General features: G+C 62.8%; 20 protein-coding genes and 1 tRNA gene. 1 reads left to right on the top strand and 20 read right to left on the bottom strand.

The window, feature by feature from the left end; genetic code table 11:
* Positions 1-2 precede the first annotated feature (2 nt).
* The 16 genes from nuoI to rlmE form a co-directional block, all read right to left on the bottom strand.
* Positions 3-494 carry an NADH-quinone oxidoreductase subunit NuoI gene (gene nuoI / locus JM946_RS10770; protein WP_203167288.1) on the bottom strand — a complete coding sequence of 164 codons (492 nt, stop codon included), beginning with the start codon at positions 492-494 and terminating at the stop codon, positions 3-5.
* 14 nt (positions 495-508) lie between these two features.
* Positions 509-1,531: an NADH-quinone oxidoreductase subunit NuoH gene (gene nuoH / locus JM946_RS10765; protein ID WP_218042830.1), complete on the bottom strand. Its 1,023-nt coding sequence runs from the start codon at positions 1,529-1,531 to the stop codon at positions 509-511.
* Positions 1,532-1,569: 38 nt separating this feature from the next.
* Positions 1,570-3,759 carry an NADH-quinone oxidoreductase subunit NuoG gene (nuoG, locus tag JM946_RS10760; RefSeq protein ID WP_203167287.1) on the bottom strand — a complete coding sequence of 730 codons (2,190 nt, stop codon included), beginning with the start codon at positions 3,757-3,759 and terminating at the stop codon, positions 1,570-1,572.
* Positions 3,760-3,769: 10 nt separating this feature from the next.
* Positions 3,770-5,107: an NADH-quinone oxidoreductase subunit NuoF gene (gene nuoF / locus JM946_RS10755; protein WP_203167286.1), complete on the bottom strand. Its 1,338-nt coding sequence runs from the start codon at positions 5,105-5,107 to the stop codon at positions 3,770-3,772.
* A gap of 36 nt (positions 5,108-5,143) precedes the next feature.
* A complete protein-coding gene (gene nuoE / locus JM946_RS10750) occupies positions 5,144-5,620 on the bottom strand; it encodes an NADH-quinone oxidoreductase subunit NuoE (RefSeq protein WP_203167889.1) in 477 nt (158 codons plus the stop codon).
* A gap of 140 nt (positions 5,621-5,760) precedes the next feature.
* Positions 5,761-7,014: an NADH-quinone oxidoreductase subunit D gene (locus tag JM946_RS10745; protein ID WP_203167285.1), complete on the bottom strand. Its 1,254-nt coding sequence runs from the start codon at positions 7,012-7,014 to the stop codon at positions 5,761-5,763.
* 17 nt (positions 7,015-7,031) lie between these two features.
* Positions 7,032-7,739: an NADH-quinone oxidoreductase subunit C gene (locus tag JM946_RS10740; RefSeq protein ID WP_203167284.1), complete on the bottom strand. Its 708-nt coding sequence runs from the start codon at positions 7,737-7,739 to the stop codon at positions 7,032-7,034.
* 56 nt (positions 7,740-7,795) lie between these two features.
* Positions 7,796-8,299 (bottom strand): NuoB/complex I 20 kDa subunit family protein, encoded by a 504-nt coding sequence (locus JM946_RS10735; protein ID WP_203167283.1) that lies wholly within the window; start codon positions 8,297-8,299, stop codon positions 7,796-7,798.
* On the bottom strand, positions 8,290-8,646 hold the full coding sequence (locus JM946_RS10730; RefSeq protein WP_203167888.1) for an NADH-quinone oxidoreductase subunit A: 357 nt from the start codon (positions 8,644-8,646) through the stop codon (positions 8,290-8,292). Before JM946_RS10730 ends, JM946_RS10735 begins: the two co-directional genes overlap by 10 nt.
* 137 nt (positions 8,647-8,783) lie before the next feature.
* Positions 8,784-8,868 (bottom strand) — tRNA-Leu (locus tag JM946_RS10725).
* 54 nt (positions 8,869-8,922) lie between these two features.
* A complete protein-coding gene (gene secG / locus JM946_RS10720; protein WP_203167282.1) occupies positions 8,923-9,339 on the bottom strand; it encodes a preprotein translocase subunit SecG in 417 nt (138 codons plus the stop codon).
* Positions 9,340-9,407: 68 nt separating this feature from the next.
* Positions 9,408-10,166 (bottom strand): triose-phosphate isomerase, encoded by a 759-nt coding sequence (gene tpiA, locus JM946_RS10715; RefSeq protein WP_203167281.1) that lies wholly within the window; start codon positions 10,164-10,166, stop codon positions 9,408-9,410.
* Between the two features lie 163 nt (positions 10,167-10,329).
* The gene (gene glmM, locus JM946_RS10710; protein WP_203167280.1) at positions 10,330-11,679 is read right to left on the bottom strand and encodes a phosphoglucosamine mutase; all 1,350 of its coding nucleotides are present in this window, start codon (positions 11,677-11,679) and stop codon (positions 10,330-10,332) included.
* 16 nt (positions 11,680-11,695) lie between these two features.
* The gene (gene folP, locus JM946_RS10705) at positions 11,696-12,607 is read right to left on the bottom strand and encodes a dihydropteroate synthase (protein WP_203167279.1); all 912 of its coding nucleotides are present in this window, start codon (positions 12,605-12,607) and stop codon (positions 11,696-11,698) included.
* A gap of 90 nt (positions 12,608-12,697) precedes the next feature.
* Entirely contained in the window at positions 12,698-14,623 is a 1,926-nt protein-coding gene (ftsH, locus tag JM946_RS10700; RefSeq protein WP_203167887.1) for an ATP-dependent zinc metalloprotease FtsH, read from the bottom strand.
* Between the two features lie 167 nt (positions 14,624-14,790).
* Positions 14,791-15,414 (bottom strand): 23S rRNA (uridine(2552)-2'-O)-methyltransferase RlmE, encoded by a 624-nt coding sequence (gene rlmE, locus JM946_RS10695; protein WP_203167278.1) that lies wholly within the window; start codon positions 15,412-15,414, stop codon positions 14,791-14,793.
* On the opposite strand from rlmE, the gene yhbY reads away from it, so the two are divergent.
* On the top strand, positions 15,413-15,724 hold the full coding sequence (gene yhbY, locus JM946_RS10690; RefSeq protein ID WP_203167277.1) for a ribosome assembly RNA-binding protein YhbY: 312 nt from the start codon (positions 15,413-15,415) through the stop codon (positions 15,722-15,724). The two genes, rlmE and yhbY, sit on opposite strands and share 2 nt — an antisense overlap.
* Positions 15,725-15,727: 3 nt before the next feature.
* Here yhbY and JM946_RS10685 read toward each other — a convergent pair whose 3' ends face one another.
* The 4 genes from JM946_RS10685 to carA all read right to left on the bottom strand — a co-directional run bounded on the left by JM946_RS10685 (position 15,728) and on the right by carA (position 21,213).
* On the bottom strand, positions 15,728-16,189 hold the full coding sequence (locus JM946_RS10685) for a DUF4149 domain-containing protein (RefSeq protein ID WP_203167276.1): 462 nt from the start codon (positions 16,187-16,189) through the stop codon (positions 15,728-15,730).
* A gap of 63 nt (positions 16,190-16,252) precedes the next feature.
* The gene (gene greA / locus JM946_RS10680; protein ID WP_203167275.1) at positions 16,253-16,729 is read right to left on the bottom strand and encodes a transcription elongation factor GreA; all 477 of its coding nucleotides are present in this window, start codon (positions 16,727-16,729) and stop codon (positions 16,253-16,255) included.
* Positions 16,726-19,995, bottom strand: coding sequence for a carbamoyl-phosphate synthase large subunit (gene carB, locus JM946_RS10675; protein ID WP_203167274.1), 3,270 nt, complete (start codon positions 19,993-19,995; stop codon positions 16,726-16,728). Before carB ends, greA begins: the two co-directional genes overlap by 4 nt.
* A gap of 12 nt (positions 19,996-20,007) precedes the next feature.
* On the bottom strand, positions 20,008-21,213 hold the full coding sequence (carA, locus tag JM946_RS10670) for a glutamine-hydrolyzing carbamoyl-phosphate synthase small subunit (protein ID WP_203167273.1): 1,206 nt from the start codon (positions 21,211-21,213) through the stop codon (positions 20,008-20,010).
* Between the last annotated feature and the right edge of the window lie 6 nt (positions 21,214-21,219).

Genomic DNA, 21,219 nt, shown 5'->3' with positions numbered 1-21,219 from the left:
GCTTAGCGGTACTTCGCGTCGGCGGCCTTGTCGGCCGCGATCATGGCTTCGTAGCGATCGCCGATGGCCAGCAGCTTGTCCTTGGTCATGATGTTCTCGCCGGGATTCTCGAAGTGATATTCGTGAATCCGGGTTTCCACGATCGCGTCCACCGGGCACGCCTCTTCGCAGAAGCCGCAGAAGATGCACTTGAACAGATCGATGTCGTATCGCGTGGTGCGGCGGGTGCCGTCAGCCGCCACGTCCGACTCGATCGTGATCGCAAGCGCCGGGCACACGGCCTCGCAGAGCTTGCACGCGATGCAACGCTCCTGGCCGTTGGCGTAGCGACGCTGCGCATGCAGGCCGCGATAGCGCGGCGATTGCGGCGTCTTCTCCTCCGGGTACTGCACGGTGACGTTGGGACGCGCGACGAACTGTCGCATCGTCACGTACAGACCGACCAGCAGCTCGGTCAGGAAGAATGTTTTGAAAAAACTGGCAGGCGTTTTCATGACTCTCTAGCGCCTTATTTCGACCATGGTCCGATGTCGTAGGCGAAGAACACGCCCAGCACCGCCAGCCACACCAAGGTGACCGGAATGAACACCTTCCAGCCCAGCCGCATGATCTGGTCATAGCGGTAGCGCGGGAACGTGGCACGGAACCACAGGTAACAGAACAGGAAGAACGAGATCTTCAGGAACAGCCAGTGGAAGCCGCCGGCTCGCAGGAACTCCGGCATGAACGACCAGCTCTCGAACGGCGACAGCCAGCCGCCGAAGAAAAAGATCGAGGTCAGCGCCGAGATCAGGATCATGTTCACGTACTCGGCCACGAAGAACACGGCGAACGCCATGCCCGAGTACTCGACGTGGAAGCCGGCGACGATCTCCGACTCGCCTTCCACCACGTCGAACGGCGCGCGGTTGGTCTCGGCCACGCCGGAAATGAAATACACCACGAACAGCGGGATCATCCACCAGAAGAAGTAGCTGAAGTGGCTGCCCGCCTGTCGATCGATGATATCGCCGAGGTTCAGCGAGCCGGCCGCCATCACCACGCCGACCAGCGCAAAGCCCATCGCGATTTCATAAGCAACCATCTGCGCGGCTGCGCGCATAGCGCCCAGGAACGCGTATTTCGAGTTGGTCGCCCAACCGGCGAGGATAACGCCGTACACACCGGCCGAGCTCAGCGCCAGCAGATACAGCAAGCCCGCGTTGATGTCGGCGACCGCGAAGCCCGGCCACAACGGCACGACGGCCCACGCGGCGAGCGCGGGAATCACCGCCAGCAGCGGGGCGATGATGAACAGGAACTTGTTGGAAGCCGTCGGGATGACGATTTCCTTGAGCATCAGCTTGAGCACGTCCGCAAACGGCTGCAGCAGACCGCCCGGGCCGACGCGGTTCGGACCGATGCGGGCCTGAATCGAGCCGATCACGCGGCGCTCGGCGAGCGTCAGGAACGCCATGGTCAGAATCACGCTGATGAACAGGATCAGCGCGACCACGCCATAGAACACCACGGCGCGGATCCATTCCGGCAGGAACGGCAGCAGCGTGTTTACAAAATCAGGAATTGCGTTCACGCGCGCACTCCTTCTTGAGCGCGGGTCTCGCGACCTTCACGCGTGTTCTGTAACGCTGCCGAACGACGCACCATCGCGTCGACCTGATAGATCGGAACGTCGCGCACCACCGACGCACCGGTCGCGGCTTCCGCCTGCAACGTGCGAGTGACTGCCTTCGCCGTGAACGCACCCGCCTCATCGAGAGCTTTGCGAATGTCCGCCGTGATCTGATCCGCCGCGGTGTATTCGAACCCCGGCAGATCCAGCAGATTGCCCAGCACGCGGAGCACCTTCCAACCAGGACGCGACTCGCCCACCGGCGCAGCGGCGCCCGGCACGCTCTGCCAGCGGCCTTCGAGGTTCACATAGGTGCCGGCCGTTTCGGCGAACGTGCCGATTGGCAACACCACGTCGGCGAACTGAGCCGCGGTCGAATACGGCGACAGCGCCACGACGAACTCCGCGCCATCCAGCGCAGCGGCTGCGTTTTCAGCAGCGACGTCGAGCTTGGGCTCGATCGCACCGAACAGGATGTACGCCTTGAGCTTGGCGGCGAACATATCGGCGATGTTCAAGCCCGGCGACGCGACAGTCTGACCGCCCACCGTGCGACCCGGCAGGAAGCCCACCAGATGCGCGCCGACAGCATTGCCACCTTCTGGCAGGTAACCGAGCGTCGCGCCCGTCACTTCAGCCAGCGCATTGGCGACCAGACGCAGATCCGCGAACGCAGGATCGCGCTGAGCGATCGCGCCCAACAGGATCAAACGGCGCTCGCCTTCGCTCAGCTGTTGAGCGATGGCCTTGTGCGTGTCATTCGGTTGAGCTTGAGCGACGCGGGCTGCAATCGATGCAGGCGCGCTCTTGCCGCTCGCAGTCACCGCAGCGGCCGCGACCGCAAGCAGATGCTCGAGCGAGCCGATGCCGTTCGAAGCGAGATAGCCAGCGACCGGGAACAGGTAGTCGTAACGCTGCGCGTTGATGAACGACACCTTGCCGCCCTTCAACGCCGCCTTGCGAATGCGATGTGCGAGCAGCGGCACTTCCTTGCGCAGGTTCGAACCGACCACCAGTACCGAGTTGGCGGTCTCGAGATCCTTGATCGCAACGCCCAGCGACGGGAACAACGGATCGCTCGCCTCGTCACGGAAGTCGGAGCGACGCAGACGATGATCGAGGTTCGCACTGCCCAGGCCACGCGCGAGCCGCGCGAGCAGATGCAGCTCTTCGAGCGTGGAATTCGGAGACGCAATGGCGCCGATCTGAGCGCCGCCATGTTGTTTGGCGATGCGGCCCAGCTTCTCGGCGACCTTCTGCAGCGCCGTTTCCCAATCCGTTTCCTGCAGCACGCCGTTTTCACGGATGGAAGGCTTCAGGAGGCGATCGTCGCTGTACATGCCCTGATAGCTGAAACGATCCCGGTCGGCGATCCAGGTCTCGTTCACGTCCTCGTTGGCGCGAGGAACGATGCGCATCACGCGCCCACGCAACACGTGCGCGTAGATGTTTGTGCCGACGGCATCGTGCGGAGAAATCAGCGGATGCTGAGTCATTTCCCAGGCGCGCGCGCGATAACGATACGGCTTGTTGTTCAACGCGCCGACCGGGCACAGATCGATGATGTTGGCCGACAGCTCGTGATCGACGCTCTTTTCGATGAAAGTGCCGATCTCGGTCATCTCGCCGCGGCCGACGGTGCCGAGTTCCTGGAAGCCCTGCACGTCCTGCGTGAAGCGCACGCAACGGGTGCAGTGAATGCAACGGGTCATGTCGGTGGACACGAGCGGGCCCAGGTTCTTGTCCTTGACCACGCGCTTGCGCTCGCTGTAGCGCGAGATGTCGCGACCGAAGCCCATCGCCAGATCCTGCAACTCACATTCGCCGCCCTGATCGCAGATCGGGCAGTCGAGCGGATGATTGATGAGCAGGAACTCCATCACCGCGCGCTGCGCGGCGATGGCCTTCGGCGACTTGGTGAAAACTTTCATGCCCTCGGCCACCGGAGTGGCGCACGCCGGCAGCGGCTTCGGCGCCTTCTCCACTTCCACCAGGCACATGCGGCAGTTGGCGGCGATCGGCAGCTTCTCGTGGTAACAGAAACGCGGCACGTACACCTCGTTCGCGTCCGTCACCTGGATCACCATCTGACCCTTGCGCGCCTTCATCGGCACGCCGTTGACTTCAATATTGACCTCGTCACTCATGGGTCATCTCTCAGGCGGCAACGGCCGCACGGCGCTCTTTGTCGACCATGCTGTGACCGTGCTCGATCAGGTATTCGAACTCGTGGCGGAAGTGCTTCATGAAGCTCTGCACCGGCCAGGCGGCGGCGTCGCCGAAGGCGCAGATGGTGTGGCCTTCGATCTTGTTGGCGACATCGACCAGCATGTCCAGATCGGACTTCTTGCCCTGCCCCGCCAGCATTCGCTTCAGCATGCGATTCATCCAGCCGGTGCCTTCACGGCACGGCGTGCACTGCCCGCACGACTCGGCGTAATAGAAACGTGAGATGCGCTCGAGCGCTTTCACCATGCAGGTGGTCTCGTCCATCACGATCATCGAGCCGGTGCCCAGGCTCGAGCCGGCTTTACGCACGCCGTCGTAGTCCATGGTGGCCGTCATCATCACGTCGCCGGGCACGACCGGAACCGACACGCCGCCGGGGATGACTGCCTTCAGTTTGCGGCCCTCGCGCACGCCGCCGCAGATCTCCAGCAGATCCTTGAACGGGATGCCCAGCGGCAGCTCGATGTTTTGCGGCTTGTTCACATGGCCCGAGATCGAAAAGATCATGGTGCCGCCGGCGTTCGGCACGCCCAGATCGGTGAACCACTTCGGGCCCTTGCGCAGGATGGTCGGCACCGACGCATAGCTCTGCGTGTTGTTGATCGTGGTCGGCTTGCCATACAAGCCGAAGTTCGCCGGGAACGGCGGCTTGAAACGCGGCCGGCCCTGCTTGCCTTCCAACGATTCCAGCAGCGCAGTCTCCTCGCCGCAGATGTACGCACCCGCGCCGACGAACGCATACAGATCGAAGTCCACGCCCGAGCCCAGCAGATTCTTGCCGAGCAGACCCGCGGCATAAGCTTCCTTCAACGCTTCTTCGAAGCGCGGCACCGGCTCATCCAGGAACTCGCCGCGGATGTAGTTGTAGCCGACCGTCGCACCCATCGCGTAGCCGCCGATCGCCATGCCTTCGATCAGCGCGTGCGGGTTGTAGCGCAGGATGTCGCGATCGTGGCAGGTGCCAGGCTCGCTCTCGTCCGAGTTGCAGACCACGTACTTCTGGCCCGGCGCATTGCGCGGCATGAAGCTCCACTTCATACCCGTCGGGAAGCCCGCGCCGCCGCGACCACGCAGACCGGAAGCTTTCACCTGTTCGATGATCTCTTCCTTCGGCGTCTTCTCGCGCAGGATTCGCTCCCACACTTCGTAGCCGCCGGTCTTGCGATAGGTCTCGATCGACGACGGACGCTCCATGCCGAGCGTCGCGAAGCAGACGAAGTTGCTCGGATATTTTCCGAGCACGAGTTTGTTGGATTCGTCAGTCATGTTGGCGATGGCTATCGTTGAGCGCGCTGCGAACGATCACTTGTGACGATCGAGAATCTCGTCGATCTTCTCGGGCGTGAGATTCTCGTAGTACACGTGATCGACCATCATCATCGGCGCGTTGTTACAAGCGGCGAGGCATTCTTCCTCGCGCTTCAGGAAAAAGCGGCCATCCGGCGTGCTCTCGCCCACCTTGATACCGAGCCGCTTCTCGACGTGCGACAGCATTTCCTCGCCGCCGCACAACATGCAGGAGATGTTGGTGCACACCGAGATGCTGTGCCGGCCGACCGGCTTGGTCTCGAACATCGAATAGAAGGTCGCGACTTCGTACACCTGGATCGGCGGCAGGCCGATGTACTCGGCGACCGCATCCATCGCTTCCTTGGTGAGATAGCCACCGATGTCGTGCTGAACGGCGCGCAACGCGGCGATCACCGCCGAGCGCTTGCGGTCCGGCGGGAACTTGGTCAGCCAGTGATCGATCTCGTGGCGCGCGTGCTCGGACAGCACACTGCTGGCGCCGTGAGGCGCGCCGTGACCGACCGTGCCGGAATCCGGCTCGCCGGGTCCGGGCGCGCTCTTGCCGCCGTCATGTCCGGTCTGCCGACCGCCAGGAGCGGGTTCGTGCCCGGATGGAGGGTTGTAACTAGTCACCGGTCGATTTCCCCGAATACGATGTCCTGCGTGCCGATCACCGCCACCACGTCGGCCAGCAGATGGCCTTTGACCATCTCCTCGAGCGAAGCCAGATGCGGGAAGCCCGGTGCGCGGCACTTCAAGCGATAAGGTTTGTTGGCGCCGTCGGACACCAGATAGATGCCGAACTCGCCCTTGGGCGCTTCGACGGCGGCGTAGGTCTCACCGGCAGGCACGCAATAGCCTTCGGTGAACAGCTTGAAGTGATGGATCAGCGATTCCATGTCGCCCTTCATCTCTTCGCGCTTGGGCGCCGAGACCTTGTGGTCCTCCAGCATCACCGGCCCAGGATGCTTACGCAGCCAGTCGACGCACTGCTTGATGATGCGGTTCGACTGACGCATCTCCTCGACGCGCACCAGATAACGGTCGTAACAATCGCCGTTCACGCCCACCGGGATGTCGAATTCCATGCGGTCGTAGACCTCGTAGGGCTGCTTCTTGCGCAGATCCCATTCGATGCCCGAGCCGCGCAGCATCGGGCCGGTGAAGCCCAGCTGCAGCGCCCGCTCCGGCGACACTACGCCGATGTTCACCGTGCGCTGTTTCCAGATGCGGTTGTCGGTGAGCAATGTTTCATACTCGTCGACGTTGGCGGGGAAGCGCGCGCAGAAGTCGTCGATGAAATCGAGCATGCTGCCGGAACGACGCTCGTTGAGGCGCGACACGTCGGCCTGCGAACGCCACTTCGAGGGCTGATATTTCGGCATGCTCTCCGGCAGCTCGCGATACACGCCGCCCGGACGATAGTAAGCGGCGTGCATGCGAGTGCCCGACACCGCTTCGTACACATCCATGAGGTCTTCGCGCTCGCGGAATGCGTACAAGAAGACGGTCATCGCGCCGATATCGAGCCCGTGCGCACCGAGCCACATCAGGTGATTCAGGATGCGGGTGATCTCGTCGAACATCACGCGAATGTATTGAGCGCGCTCCGGCACCTTGATGCCGAGCAGCTTCTCGATGGCCATCACGTAGGCATGCTCGTTACACATCATCGACACGTAGTCGAGACGGTCCATGTACGGAATGGACTGATTGAACGGCTTGGACTCAGCCAGCTTCTCGGTGGCCCGATGCAACAGGCCGATGTGCGGGTCGGCTTTCTGAATGACCTCGCCTTCCATCTCCAGCACCAGGCGCAAGACGCCGTGGGCGGCAGGATGCTGCGGGCCGAAATTGAGCGTGAAGTTATGAATGTCTGCCATGGCTGATCTCGACGACCTCAGCGCGACGCGGCGGCGCCGACCGGCACTTCTTTCAGCACCTGGTCGTAACGGTTGTCATCGCGAATCACGCGAGGCACGAGGGTGCGCGGCTCGATGCTTACCGGCTGGTAGACGACCCGACCCTTGTTGGTGTCGTACTTCACTTCGACGTTGCCGATGAGCGGGAAGTCCTTGCGGAACGGATGACCGATGAAGCCATAGTCGGTGAGGATGCGGCGCAGGTCCGGATGATTGCGGAACATGATGCCGTACAGATCGAATGCTTCGCGCTCGAACCAGTTGGCGCCGCTCCAGATCTCGACTACGGAATCGATCACCGGCGGCTCGCCTTCATCAGTGAAGCTGCGCAGTCGCAGGCGCCAGTTGTTGGAGATCGACAGCAGTTGATAAGTCACCGCGAAGCGCTTGTTCTGCGGCTCGCCGACCGTCTCCTTGATGCGATTCACGCCGCGACTGAAACCAGTGGCGGTAGAGCCCAGCGTGTTCCACTCCTCGCGGCCGTAGTCGAGATAGTCGACGCCCGCCAGATCGATCAGCTGCTCGAAGCCGAAGTCGGCGTTGTCGCGCAGCTCCTTGCACACCGCGAGCAGATTCGCTGCGTCGACTTCGAACGCTACGTCGCCCGGCAACGCCGGCAGCGCACGCAGCTCTTGAGCGAAGCGCGCCGACAATCGCGAGGCCAATGTCTCGATACGTGAACTCATCCCGTACTCGCTAAAAACCAAAGCCCGCCATCAGCGGGCATGAATACGACGCGCGCTCACCGCGCGATCGTGCTGGTGCGACGGATCTTGTTCTGCAATTGCAGGATGCCGTACAGCAGTGCTTCGGCGCTGGGCGGGCAACCCGGCACGTACACATCGACCGGCACGATGCGGTCGCAGCCACGCACTACCGCGTACGAGTAGTGGTAGTAGCCGCCGCCGTTGGCGCAGGAGCCCATCGAAATCACCCAGCGGGGCTCGGGCATCTGGTCGTAAACCTTGCGCAGCGCCGGGGCCATTTTGTTGACCAGCGTGCCGGCCACGATCATCACATCGGACTGGCGCGGGCTGGGTCGGAACACCACGCCGAAGCGATCGAGGTCATAACGGGCCGCGCCCGCATGCATCATCTCCACCGCGCAACAAGCCAGGCCGAACGTCATCGGCCACATCGAACCGGTGCGAGCCCAGTTGACCAGCGAATCGACCGTTGTCGTCATGAAGCCGCGCTGTGTTACCGCGGCGTCCGGTGTCTCGGCTGTGGGAGCAGTCAATCCCATTCCAGAGCCCCTTTTTTCCACTCGTAGACGAAGCCCACCACCAGGATCAGCAGGAAAATGCCCATGGCGGCGAGCCCGACCATGCCGACGGCGTCGAGCGCCACGGCCCAGGGAAACAGGAAGGCGATTTCCAGATCGAAGACGATGAACAAAATGGCGACGAGGTAATAGCGCACGTCGAATTTCATGCGCGTATCGGAGTAAGCCTCGAAGCCGCACTCGTAGGCGGAGAGCTTTTCGGCGTCAGGCTTGCGAGGGCCGAGCAAAAAGCCCAGACCGATGAGCACTGAGCCGAGCACGCCGGCCACGCCCAGGAAAATGAGGATGGGAACGTAGTTTTGCAACATCGCGTAAGCTGCTGACGCGCCGGGTCCGGCGGCGGCGCGCATTGTATCAGGACGGTCCAAAAAGGGTTCTATAAGAATTGCACGAAGGCTGCCTTCTTCGGCCAAGAAGGCATGGAACCCTAAAGAAGCCGAGAAACTGGTGCGGCTGAGAGGACTCGAACCTCCACGGATTGCTCCACTACCACCTCAAAGTAGCGTGTCTACCAGTTCCACCACAGCCGCACTGAAAACGACTTCGCCAAACGCTCGCCGGGACGGTGCCCGCCCGAACAAATGTTACTGTTGTTGGGTCGGCTCGCCCTGCGTTTGCTGGGCCGGTTGAGGAGCCGGCTCGCGAGGCAATTCGACCGCTTGATCGGTGTTCGCCGCCGGCGCCGCGGGCGTGGCCGAAGGCAACGCCGGAGCACTGTCCGGAAGGTTCACTCGATCGATCACACTCTTCGGCGCCTCGCCGGGGCGACCGCCGAGATACGCCAACGTCAAACTGGTAGCGATGAACAGCACCGCCAAAGTCGCAGTGGTGCGCGACAGGAACGACGCCGAGCCGCGAGCACCGAACACAGTGCCCGACGCGCCCGCGCCGAAGCCGGCGCCCGCATCGGCGCCCTTGCCCCGCTGCAGTAACACCAGCGCTACGATGGCCGCGGCGAACAACAGGTGAGCAATCACCACCGCCGAATGTAACCAGTTCATACGATTCAATTCCGATTCAATGCGCCTGTTTCAGACCGGCTCGCTCGAGCAGCCACTTCAAGTGGCCGTCAATGACTTTGGGCCGCGGCGCAGATCTTCAGAAACTCATCCGCTTTCAGCGACGCGCCGCCGATCAGTCCACCGTCGACGTCCGGCATGGCGAAGATCTCCTTCGCGTTGCCGGCTTTCACGCTGCCGCCATAGAGCACCCGTAAACCGGCCGCGATATTAGCATCACGAGCCGCCACCTCGGCGCGAATATGTGCGTGAACTTCCTGCGCCTGGGCCGGCGTCGCATTTTTGCCCGTGCCGATCGCCCAGACCGGCTCGTATGCAAGCACCGCCTGCTGGAGCGCGCCTGGGGCAGCGACATCCAACACGGCTTTCAACTGCCGGGAGACCACTTGCATGGTCTGCCCTTTCTCCCGCTCCTCCAGCGTTTCGCCGACGCAGAGGATCGGGATCAGACCCTGCGACTGCGCCGCGAGAAACTTGCGCGCCACCAGCGCGTCGTCCTCGCGATAAATCGTGCGCCGCTCGGAGTGGCCCACGATCACATACGTGCAACCGACATCCTTCAGCATGGCCGCCGAAGCTTCGCCCGTGAATGCTCCGATCGCCTCAGCGCAGACCGACTGCGCGCCCAGTTTCACGATCGAGTCCTTCAGCAGCCGCCCCACTTCCCACAGGTACACGTTGGGCGGACAGACGGCGATATCGAAGTGTGTCTGCGCCGGCAAGCCGAGCAGCAGCCCCTCGATCAGCTCCGCGTTCTCCGCGCGCGAGCCGTGCATCTTCCAATTCCCGGCAATGAATGGCCGGCGCATCGCGTACCTCCACAGTTGGGGTTCGGGCCACCCTGCGTCGGCCCGTCGGGCCGCCCCTGCGTCGGCCCATCGGGCCGCCCCTGCAAAGGGCGCGGAAGCTTAGCGGCGCCCTCTTCCGAAATCAAACCCGAATGCAATCAAAAGGAAGCGGCCGGGTGGCGCTTCAACCCACCGCCACCTTCTGTTCGGCGGACGCGGCCACGATGGCGGCCAGATCCCGGCAGATTTCCTTCACCAGCTTCTCGTCACTGCCTTCGACCATGACACGGATCACGGGTTCAGTGCCCGAGGGACGCAGCACGATCCGACCGTTGCCGGCCAGCTTGCTCTCGGCCTTCGCCACTGCTTCGGCGATCTGCGGCGAGCTGAACGGATCGATTTTCTTCGCGACGCGCACGTTCTGCATCACCTGCGGATAGCGCGGCATCGGCGCGGCCAGCTCCGCCAGGCTGCTGCCGGTTTCTTTCATAATGGCCAGCACCTGCAGAGCGCTGATCAACGCGTCGCCGGTGGTGGTGTGATCGAGACACAGCAGGTGACCCGAGGTCTCGCCGCCCAGCGTGCCGCCGGTCTCTTTCAACAATTCCATCACATAGCGATCGCCGACCTTGGCGCGACGGAACTCGATGCCCTCTTTCTGCAGCGCATGTTCCAGGCCGAGGTTGCTCATGACGGTGCCGACCACCGGACCTTTCAGCAGGCCCTTACTCTTGCGAGCTCGCGCGATGATGTACAGCAGTTGATCGCCATCCACGGTGCGCCCAAGGTTGTCGACCATCACCAGCCGATCGCCATCGCCGTCGAGCGCGATGCCTGCCTGCGCCTGCACGCCCGGCACCGTGAGTTGCAACAGGCCCGGCGAGGTGGAGCCGCAGTTCAGATTGATATTGCGGCCATTCGGCGAGGAGCCGATCGGCACGATCTCCGCGCCGAGATCCGCGAGGATCCGCGGCCCCACTTTGTAACCGGCGCCGTTGGCGCAATCGATCACCAGCTTGAAACCCGACAGATCCAGGCCCGGCACGGTGCTCATGGCGAATTCCTGATAACGCACGCGCGACTTGTCGACGCGCGCCGCCTTACCCAGTTCGCTCGAACTGCGCGTCACCGGCGGATCGTCCAGGTACTGCTCGATCTGCGCTTCGATCTCGTCGGACAGCTTGCCGCCGTTACGATCGAAGAACTTGATGCCGTTGTCTTCGTACGGATTGTGAGAGGCGCTGATGACCACGCCGAAGTCACATTCGAAACGTTTGGTGAGATAGGCGATGCCCGGCGTGGGCAGCGGGCCGATCAACATCACGTTCACGCCCGAAGCGACGAAGCCCGCCTCGAGCGCCGATTCGAACATGTAGCCCGAGATGCGAGTGTCCTTGCCCACCAGCACCGTGCCGCCGTTGGGCGCGAGCACGCGCGCCGCCGAGCTGGCCAGCTTCAAGGCGAATTCCACTGTCAGCGGATGCTCGCCAACGCGGCCTCGCACGCCATCGGTGCCAAAGTATTTACGGCTCAAAGTAACCTCGAAGTGACTAGTGACTACTGACTGGTCGGGAGTAGCCGGCGGCGCGTAGGGCGTGGGCCACCTTCACTGCGTCGAGCGTCTCGGCTACGTCGTGGACGCGAAGGATAGCAGCCCCGGCGAGCACGGCGGCGGTCGCGACCGCGAGGCCACCGGCCAGGCGCTGCTCCACAGGCCGCCCCAGCAGCGTCTGGAACATGGATTTGCGGGACACCCCGACCAGCAGGGGCAGTCCCTGGTTCGGCCCTGGACGGCCCAGGCGCGGCAGATGGGCCAGTAACGAGAGATTATGTTCGAGCCGCTTGCCAAAGCCGATGCCCGGGTCGAGCACCAGTCGCTCACGGTCGATGCCGGCGGTCAGGCATGCCCCGACGCGCTGTTCCAGAAAGGTGGCGACCTCTTCGACCACGTCGTCATAACGTGGCTCGTGCTGCATGGTTCGCGGCTGCCCCTGCATGTGCATGAGACAGACGCCGGCGTTGGTGCGGGCGGCGGCTTCAAGTGCGCCCGGCTCCCGCAGCGCCCTCACGTCGTTGATCAGGCTCGCGCCGGCCGAGACGGCTGCGGTCATGACGGCGGCCTTGCTGGTGTCGACGGAGATGGGAATGGAAGTGCGAGCGGCGAGCGCTTCGATGATCGGCACGACCCGGCGGATCTCCTCTTGCTCGCTGACATCGGCGGCGCCAGGCCGTGTGGACTCACCGCCCACATCGATCATGCCCGCGCCCTGCTCGATCATGCGCTGCGCATGTTCGAGCGCTCGCGACACGTCGACGAACCGTCCGCCGTCGGAAAACGAATCCGGCGTGACGTTGAGGATGCCCATCACGATGGGCGAGGACAGATCCACCGTGTGACGGCCACAACGCAAGTAGCTGGCTGCTGGCAGTTGGCTGTTGGTCAGAGCTGCATTGCCAGCCATGATTGGGTTCTTGTCAGGTCGCATAAACGGAAAGAGGCGCGTTGCCGCGCCTCTTCTCTAACTCCTTCCTGCCAACAGCTAACTACTAGCTCAGTGTTGGCTGGCGGGCTTGCCGATCGGGGCCTCGCCCTTCTCGCGGTCGCGGCCCTTGCCGTTGCCGCCGAACGGCGCGCCACTGTCGTCCCAGCCCGCGGGCGGCTTGGGATCGCGGCCTTCCATGATGTCCTTGATCTGGATCTCGTCGATGGTCTCGTACTTGATCAGCGCGTCAGCCATCTTGTGCAGCTTGTCGAGGTTGGTCTCGAGAATGTCCTTGGCGCGCTTGTAGTTCGTGTCGATCAGATAACGAACTTCCTCGTCGATGGCGTGCGCGGTGACATCCGACACCTGCTTGTGCTGCGTGACCTGGCGACCCAGGAACACTTCACCCTGGTCTTCGCTGTAGGTCAGCGGGCCGAGCTTGTTCGACAGGCCCCACTTGGTGACCATGTTGCGAGCGATTTCAGTCGCGCGCTCGATGTCGTTGGAGGCGCCGGTCGTGATCGACTCGGGTCCGAAGATGATCTCTTCGGCGATACGACCGCCGAACAGCGTGCTGATGCGGCTCTCGAGCCGACGCTTGCTGGTGCTGTAACGATCGGCTTCCGGCAGGAACATGGTCACGCCCAGCGCACGGCCGCGGGGGATGATCGTGACTTTGTAGACCGGGTCGTGCTCGGGCACCGTCAAGCCGATGATGGCGTGACCCGCCTCGTGATACGCGGTGAGCTTCTTCTCCTGCTCGTCCATGACCATGGAGCGGCGCTCGGCGCCCATCATGATCTTGTCCTTGGCGCGCTCGAACTCGTCCATGGTCACCGTGCGGCGATTGGCGCGAGCGGCGAACAACGCAGCTTCGTTGACCAGGTTGGCGAGGTCCGCGCCCGAAAAGCCCGGCGTGCCACGCGCGATCACCTGCGGCTTCACGTCTTCGGCGAGCGGCAGCTTGCGCATGTGAACTTTCAGGATCTGCTCGCGACCACGCACGTCCGGCAGCGGCACCACGACCTGACGATCGAAACGGCCCGGACGCAGCAGCGCCGGATCCAGCACGTCGGGACGGTTGGTGGCGGCGATGACGATCACGCCCTCGGTGCCCTCGAAACCATCCATCTCGACCAGCAGCTGGTTCAACGTCTGCTCACGTTCGTCGTGACCGCCGCCCAGGCCGGCGCCACGATGGCGACCGACGGCGTCGATTTCGTCGATGAAGATGATGCACGGAGCGTGCTTCTTCGCCTGGTCGAACATGTCACGCACGCGGCTCGCGCCCACGCCGACGAACATTTCGACGAAGTCGGAACCGGAGATGGTGAAGAACGGGACTTTCGCTTCGCCGGCGATGGCGCGGGCGAGCAGCGTCTTACCGGTACCGGGCGAGCCGACCATCAGCACGCCACGCGGGATCTTGCCGCCCAGGCGCTGGAACTTGCCCGGGTCTTTCAGGAACTCGACGATCTCGACCACTTCTTCCTTGGCTTCATCCACGCCTGCGACATCGGCGAATGTGACCTGTACCTGGTCCTCGCCGAGCAGGCGTGCGCGACTCTTGCCGAACGACATGGCCCCCCTGCCGCCGGCGCCGCCCTGCATTTGACGCATGAAGTACACCCACACCGCGATCAGCAGCAGGATGGGGAAGGAAGAAATGAACAGCTGCATCAGGAACGACTGCCGCTCCGGCGCCGCGCCCGAGAACTTCACATTGTTGTCGAGCAGCGTGCCGATCAGGTCGGAGTTCTCGGTCTCGGGATTGTTGACCGTGAACTGCTCGCCATTGGTGCGCACACCGCGAATCACGTCGGTGGTCTTGTTCAAGGTGACTTCGGCGATGCCGCCGTCCTTCACCTGCTGCAGAAAGGTGGAGTACGGCATCTCCTGTACTCCGCCGGATCGCGCGCTGAAATTGCTGACCACCGTGGCCACCACCACGGCGATGACGATCCAGAGTACGATGTTCTTGGCTAGGTCGTTCAAAGTCCCATCCTCGTGCGCCGCGTCCTTTTTGACCTCGGACAATGGCAGCAGCCTGGAATAAGTAAGTAGGCGCAGATTGACACTACACCACCGGACCGGGACGCGCCATAACCGACTTCCTGATCCGCTGCAATCGAAAAGCAAGCCAAAACCTGAAACGGACCAGCTTAAGCCTTAAAGTCGCGCCCCAGCAGGTAAAGTTCCGGACTTCGCTGGCGCGAGGCTGGCGGTTTTCGCACTTTGACCGTCGTGAAGCTGTTTCTGAGCTCCTTCACGAACGGCTGGAAGTGCCGGCCCTGGAACACCTTGACCAGGAAATCGCCCTTGGGGGCCAGGTGTTTGCGGGCGAAATCCAGCGACAGTTCAACCAGATGCATCGAACGGTCATGGTCCACGTCGGCGATGCCCGTGGTATTTGGGGCCATATCGGACATTACAAGCTGCGCTCGCTCGCCGCCGAGCATTTGTTCGAATTGTTCCAGGACCGCATCGTCGGCGAAGTCGCCTTGCAGGAAATCGACGCCGACGATGGCGTCCATGGGCAAAATGTCCAGCGCCACGATCCGCCCTCTGCCCTGCAGAAGCTTGGCCGCCAGCTGGCTCCAGCCACCCGGCGCCGCGCCCAGATCCACGATGGTCATGCCGGGCCGAATCAGCCGGTCGGTGCGCTGAATCTCATCGAGCTTGAACACGGCGCGCGAGCGATAGCCGGCCTGCCGGGCCTGCTTCACGTACGGATCGCTCTCATGTTCGGCGAGCCATTGCCGGCTCGATTTAGTACGCTTAGCCATGCCTACGATTCAGCAGCTTTCCGAAAAGCAAAAGAAGTACCTGCGCGGCCTCGCCCACGGTAAGGAACCTGTCATTCTCATCGGCTCGTCCGGCTTGTCGCCTGCGGTCGCGAAGGAGTTCGACATTGCGCTCGGCGCGCACGAACTGGTGAAAGTCAAAGCCCGCGTCGGCGATCGCGACGAGCGCGACACCATTCTCGCCGAACTGGCCAAACAAAGCGGCAGCGCCCTGGTGCAGCGGATCGGCAACGTGGGTGTGTTCTATCGCCCGCACAAGGACAAGCCGAAAATCATCTTGCCGGCGGACTAGCTGCTACGCGGCCTGCCGGGTCTTCCAGACCAGCGCCAGCGCGCTCACACACGCGATAAAAAACAGCGCGGCGGAAACACCATGAAGCATGCCGAAGCGCGCCATGTCGTTCGCGCTTCGGGCCGCATCCATCATCGGGCCCAGGATCAGCTCGCTCGCGAGCGGCGCGCCCGCGGTCAACACAATCAGCCAGAGCACCGCTTTGCTGCTGGCGAAGGCCTTACGCGCGGCCAACAGCGCAATCAATGCGATGGCGATCACGACGCCCAACCAGGTCTCGATATGAAACAGCCGGGCCGCCATCTGCCCTGCAAGGCGCCGCTCCGGCAGCGTCGCGAACAATTGGGGCGCGACGATGCCGCACACGGTCCATAGCGAGCCGGCCCACAGCGTGACCAGAAATGTGACGCTGAAATCGAGCCACTTGCGCGGCGCGACCCGAGCGGCCGGTTCCGTAGTGACCATGCTGCCGTTGATCTCTGAATTTCCGGGCCGGCGACAAGCTACGAACGAACAACCCCGGCGGCGTTACAAATAACGGACTTCGACGATCTCGTAGCTCTTGGTGCCGTTGGGCGCAACCACATCCACGACGTCGCCCTTGGACTTGCCGACCAGGGCGCGCGCGATGGGCGACGACACCGAGATCAGGCCTTGTTTGATATCGGCCTCGGCGTCGCCGACGATCTGATACAGCAGCTTGTTGCCGGTGTCCTCGTCTTCCAGATCGATGGTGGCGCCGAACACCACTTTGTCGGTGGCCGGCATGGACGCCACATCGATGATTTCCGAGTTCGACAGGTGCGACTCGATATCCTTGATGCGTCCTTCGATGAAGCTCTGCTGCTCACGCGCGGCGTGATATTCCGCGTTCTCGCTCAAGTCGCCATGGGCGCGCGCCTCGGCAATCGCCTGGATCACGCGCGGACGATCCTCGCTCTTCAAACGTTTCAGCTCGGCGCGCAATTTCTCGGCGCCTTTCAATGTCAACGGCAGCCGCTTCACGATGCGATCTCCACAGCCTTCACCGCAGTGTCATAGCCGGCTTGTTGCGCGATCTCTCGATGCAGATCCTGCAGTCGGTTCACGTCGACCTCATTCATGTGGGCAATGGCGTCGCAGGTTGCCAGTCCGGCCGCCACAGTCGTGTAGTACGTGACGCGCTTGTGGACCGCTTCGCGCCGAATGGAGCGCGATTCGAAAATGGCCTGCTTGCCTTCGGTGGTATTGACGATCAGCGAAATCTCGTCGTTTTTTATCATGTCCACGATGTGAGGGCGACCCTCACGCACCTTATTCGCTGTGCGGCATGGAATTCCCGCATTGCTGATGGCTTCCGCGGTGCCAGACGTTGCAACGATTTCAAAGCCCTGCGCGACCAGGCGGCGCGCCAGTTGCACCGCTGCCGGTTTGTCGCGGTCGCGCACGCTGAGCAAACAAACGCCGCGAGTCGGCAGAATCACGCCGGAGGCGAGCTGCGCCTTGGCATAGGCTTCGCCGAACGAACGGCCGGTGCCCATCACTTCGCCGGTGGATTTCATTTCCGGTCCGAGGATCGGATCGGCTTCGGGGAATTTGGCGAACGGGAACACCGACTCCTTGACTGCGAAGAACTTCGGCACGCGCTCTTCGGTCAAGCCGAGATCTTTCAACTTGGCGCCCGCCATGACGCGCGCGGCCATTTTCGCCAGCGGCACGCCGGTCGCTTTGGAAACAAACGGCACGGTGCGCGAGGCGCGCGGATTCACTTCGAGGATGTAGACGATGCCGCTCTGGATGGCGAACTGGATGTTCATCAGACCGACCACCTTCAAGCCCCGGGCGAGCTTGCGCGTCTGTTCCTTCAGTTCGGCCTGGACCTCGGCCGACAGGCTGTTGGGCGGCAGCGAGCAACCGGAGTCGCCCGAGTGCACGCCGGCCTGCTCGACGTGTTCCATGATGCCGCCGATATAGACGTCCTCGCCGTCGCAGATCGCATCGACGTCGACCTCGATGGCCTGATCCAGAAAGCGATCCAGCAGCACCGGGCTGTCGTTCGACACTTTCACCGCATCGGTCATGTAGGTGCGCAGGTCGTCTTCGTTGAAGACCACTTCCATGGCGCGCCCGCCGAGCACGTACGAAGGCCGCACCACCAGCGGGAAGCCCACGGTCTTCGACATGCTGATGGCCTGCTCTTCGGTGCGCGCCGTGCAATTCGGCGGCTGCTTCAGATTCAGCTGCTGCACCAGTTGCTGGAAGCGCTCGCGGTCTTCGGCCACGTCGATGGCGTCCGGCGTGGTGCCGATGATCGGCGCGCCTGCCGCTTCGAGCGCGCGGCACAGTTTCAGCGGCGTCTGGCCACCGTACTGCACGATCACGCCTACCGGCTTTTCCTTATCGATGATTTCCAGCACGTCTTCGAGCGTGAGCGGCTCGAAGTACAAGCGATCCGAAGTGTCGTAGTCGGTCGATACCGTTTCGGGATTGCAGTTGACCATGATGGTCTCGTAGCCCGCATCGCGCAGCGCCAGCGCCGCGTGCACACAGCAGTAGTCGAACTCGATGCCCTGTCCGATGCGATTCGGACCGCCGCCCAGAATCATGATCTTCTTGCGGTCGGTCGGATTGGCTTCGCACTCCTCGTCGTACGACGAATACATGTACGCCGTGGATGTCGAGAACTCGGCGGCGCAAGTGTCGACACGCTTGAACACCGGGCGAATGCCCATGGTGATGCGCTTACGACGCACGCTCGCTTCGTCGACGCCAACCAGCGTCGCGAGACGACGATCGGAGAAGCCTTTGCGCTTGAGCTGCCACATACGATCGCGGGTCAAGGCTTCGAGGCCTTGTTCCTGCACCTTCTGCTCCTCGAGCACGATGTCGTGGATCTGGGCGAGGAACCAGGGATCGATGCGCGACAGCGACTGCACTTCGTTGAACGACAGACCGCCGCGGAACGCATCGCCGACGTAGCGCAGGCGATTCGGCCCGGGCATGCGCAGCTCTTCGCGCAGCTTGTGCATCTGTTCTTCGGCGATCGGCAAGGTGAGCAACGGATCGAGTCCGTCGGTGCCCACTTCCATGCTCCTGAGCGCCTTCTGCAGCGACTCCTGGAAGGTGCGACCCATTGCCATGGCCTCGCCCACCGACTTCATCTGCGTCGTGAGCCGATCGTTCGCGCCCGGGAATTTTTCGAACGTGAAGCGCGGGATCTTGGTGACCACGTAATCGATGGTCGGCTCGAACGAAGCCGGCGTGGCGCCGCCGGTGATGTCGTTCTTCAGTTCATCGAGCGTGTAGCCGACTGCGAGCTTGGCGGCCACTTTCGCGATCGGGAAGCCAGTGGCCTTCGAGGCGAGCGCGGACGAGCGCGACACGCGCGGATTCATTTCGATGATCAGCATACGGCCGTCGGCGGGATTGAGCGCGAACTGCACGTTCGAGCCACCGCACTCCACGCCGATCTTGCGCAACACCGCGATCGAGGCGTTGCGCATCATCTGATATTCCTTGTCCGTCAGCGTCTGCGCCGGCGCGACCGTGATCGAGTCGCCGGTGTGCACGCCCATCGGATCGAGGTTTTCGATGGAACAGATGATGATGCAGTTGTCGGCGCGATCGCGGACCACTTCCATCTCGTACTCTTTCCAACCGATGACGGATTCTTCCAGCAGAACTTCCGAAGTCGGCGAAGCGTCCAGACCGCGTTCGACGATGGTGACGAACTCTTCGCGGTTGTAGGCGATGCCGCCGCCCGAGCCGCCCATGGTGAACGAAGGACGAATGATCGTGGGAAAGCCGATCTCGGCCTGCACTGCCAGCGCCTCATCCATGCTGTGCGCGATCTTCGAACGGGGCGACTCCAGACCGATCTCGCGCATGGCATTGCGGAATTTCTCTCGATCTTCAGCCATGTCGATGGCTTCGCGGGACGCGGCGATGAGTTCGACGCCGTATTTTTCCAGCACGCCTTCGCGCACCAGATCGAGCGCGCAGTTGAGCGCCGTCTGGCCGCCCATGGTGGGCAGCAACGCGCTGGGACGTTCCTTGGCGATGATGCGCTCCACCGTGCGCCAGTGAATGGGCTCGATGTAGATGGCGTCGGCGGACTCCGGGTCGGTCATGATGGTGGCCGGATTGGAGTTCACCAGGATGACGCGATAGCCCTCTTCCTTGAGCGCCTTGCAGGCCTGCGCGCCGGAATAATCGAATTCGCACGCCTGGCCGATGACGATCGGGCCGGCGCCGATGATCAGGATGCTTTGGAGGTCAGTACGCTTGGGCATGTGAAGTGTGAATCAACCTTCGGCGGCGCGACGGCCGGTATCGTTCGCGGCGGTGCTTTTGGTACCGACCTGCTGAGCGAGGCGCTCGTGGATCATGGCGGTGAACTTGGCGAACAGCTGCCCGACATCCTGCGGGCCGGGGCTGGCCTCGGGATGGCCCTGGAAGCTGAACGCCGGCCGGTCGGTGCGCTCGATGCCCTGCAACGAGCCGTCGAACAGCGACTTGTGAGTCACTTTCACATTCGGGCCAAGCGTGCTCTCGTCGACCGCGAAGCCGTGGTTCTGGCTGGAAATCAGCACGCGGCCGCTGCTGGTGTCGAGCACCGGATGATTGGCGCCGTGATGGCCGAACTTCATTTTCACGGTCTTGGCGTCGCTCGCCAGGCCCAGCAGCTGATGGCCCAGGCAAATGCCGAACACCGGAATGTCGGTCTCGAGGAATCGCTTGATCGCCTCGATGGCGTAGGTGCACGGCTCCGGATCGCCGGGGCCGTTGGACAGAAAGATGCCTTCGGGATTCATGGCCAGCACTTTTTCCGCTGGCGTCTGCGCCGGCACCACGGTCACGCGGCACCCGTGATCGGCCAGGCAACGCAGGATGTTGCGCTTGATGCCGTAGTCGTACGCGACCACGTGCACGCGCTGTCCCGGACGTGACTTCGGTCCGTTGTGCTCGCCCCAGTTGGTGCCTTCGTTCCATTGATACACCCGCTTGGTGGACACGACCTTGGCCAGGTCCATGCCTTTCAAGCCGGGGAATTTGCGGGCCGCATGCACCGCAGCCACCGGATCGGCTTTCTCGCCGGTCATGATGCAACCGGCCAGCGCGCCCTTCTCTCGCAGAATGCGAGTCAGCTTGCGAGTGTCGATGTCCGCAATGGCGACCACCTTGCCGCGCTGAAGAAAGCTCTCCAGCGATTCGGAGGCGCGCCAGTTGGAATGCAGGGCCGGCAGATCGCGAATGATCAGACCTGCCGCATACACGGCCGGCGCCTCCAGGTCTTCCGGATTGGCGCCGGTGTTGCCGATGTGCGGATAAGTGAGAGTAACGATCTGTCTGCAATAGGACGGGTCCGTGAGGATTTCCTGGTAGCCCGTCATGGCGGTGTTGAACACCACCTCGCCCGTCGTGTTGCCCTTGGCTCCGATGGACCGGCCGTGAAAAACGGTGCCGTCCTCGAGCGCCAGTACAGCGGCAACGTGTTCGGAGTGGTTCATGAAGCT

Source organism: Steroidobacter gossypii, from assembly GCF_016801985.1.
GTDB lineage: Bacteria > Pseudomonadota > Gammaproteobacteria > Steroidobacterales > Steroidobacteraceae > Steroidobacter > Steroidobacter gossypii.
Note: the sequence above shows the minus strand (reverse complement) of the source record. Positions and strands in the feature narration are given on the sequence as shown.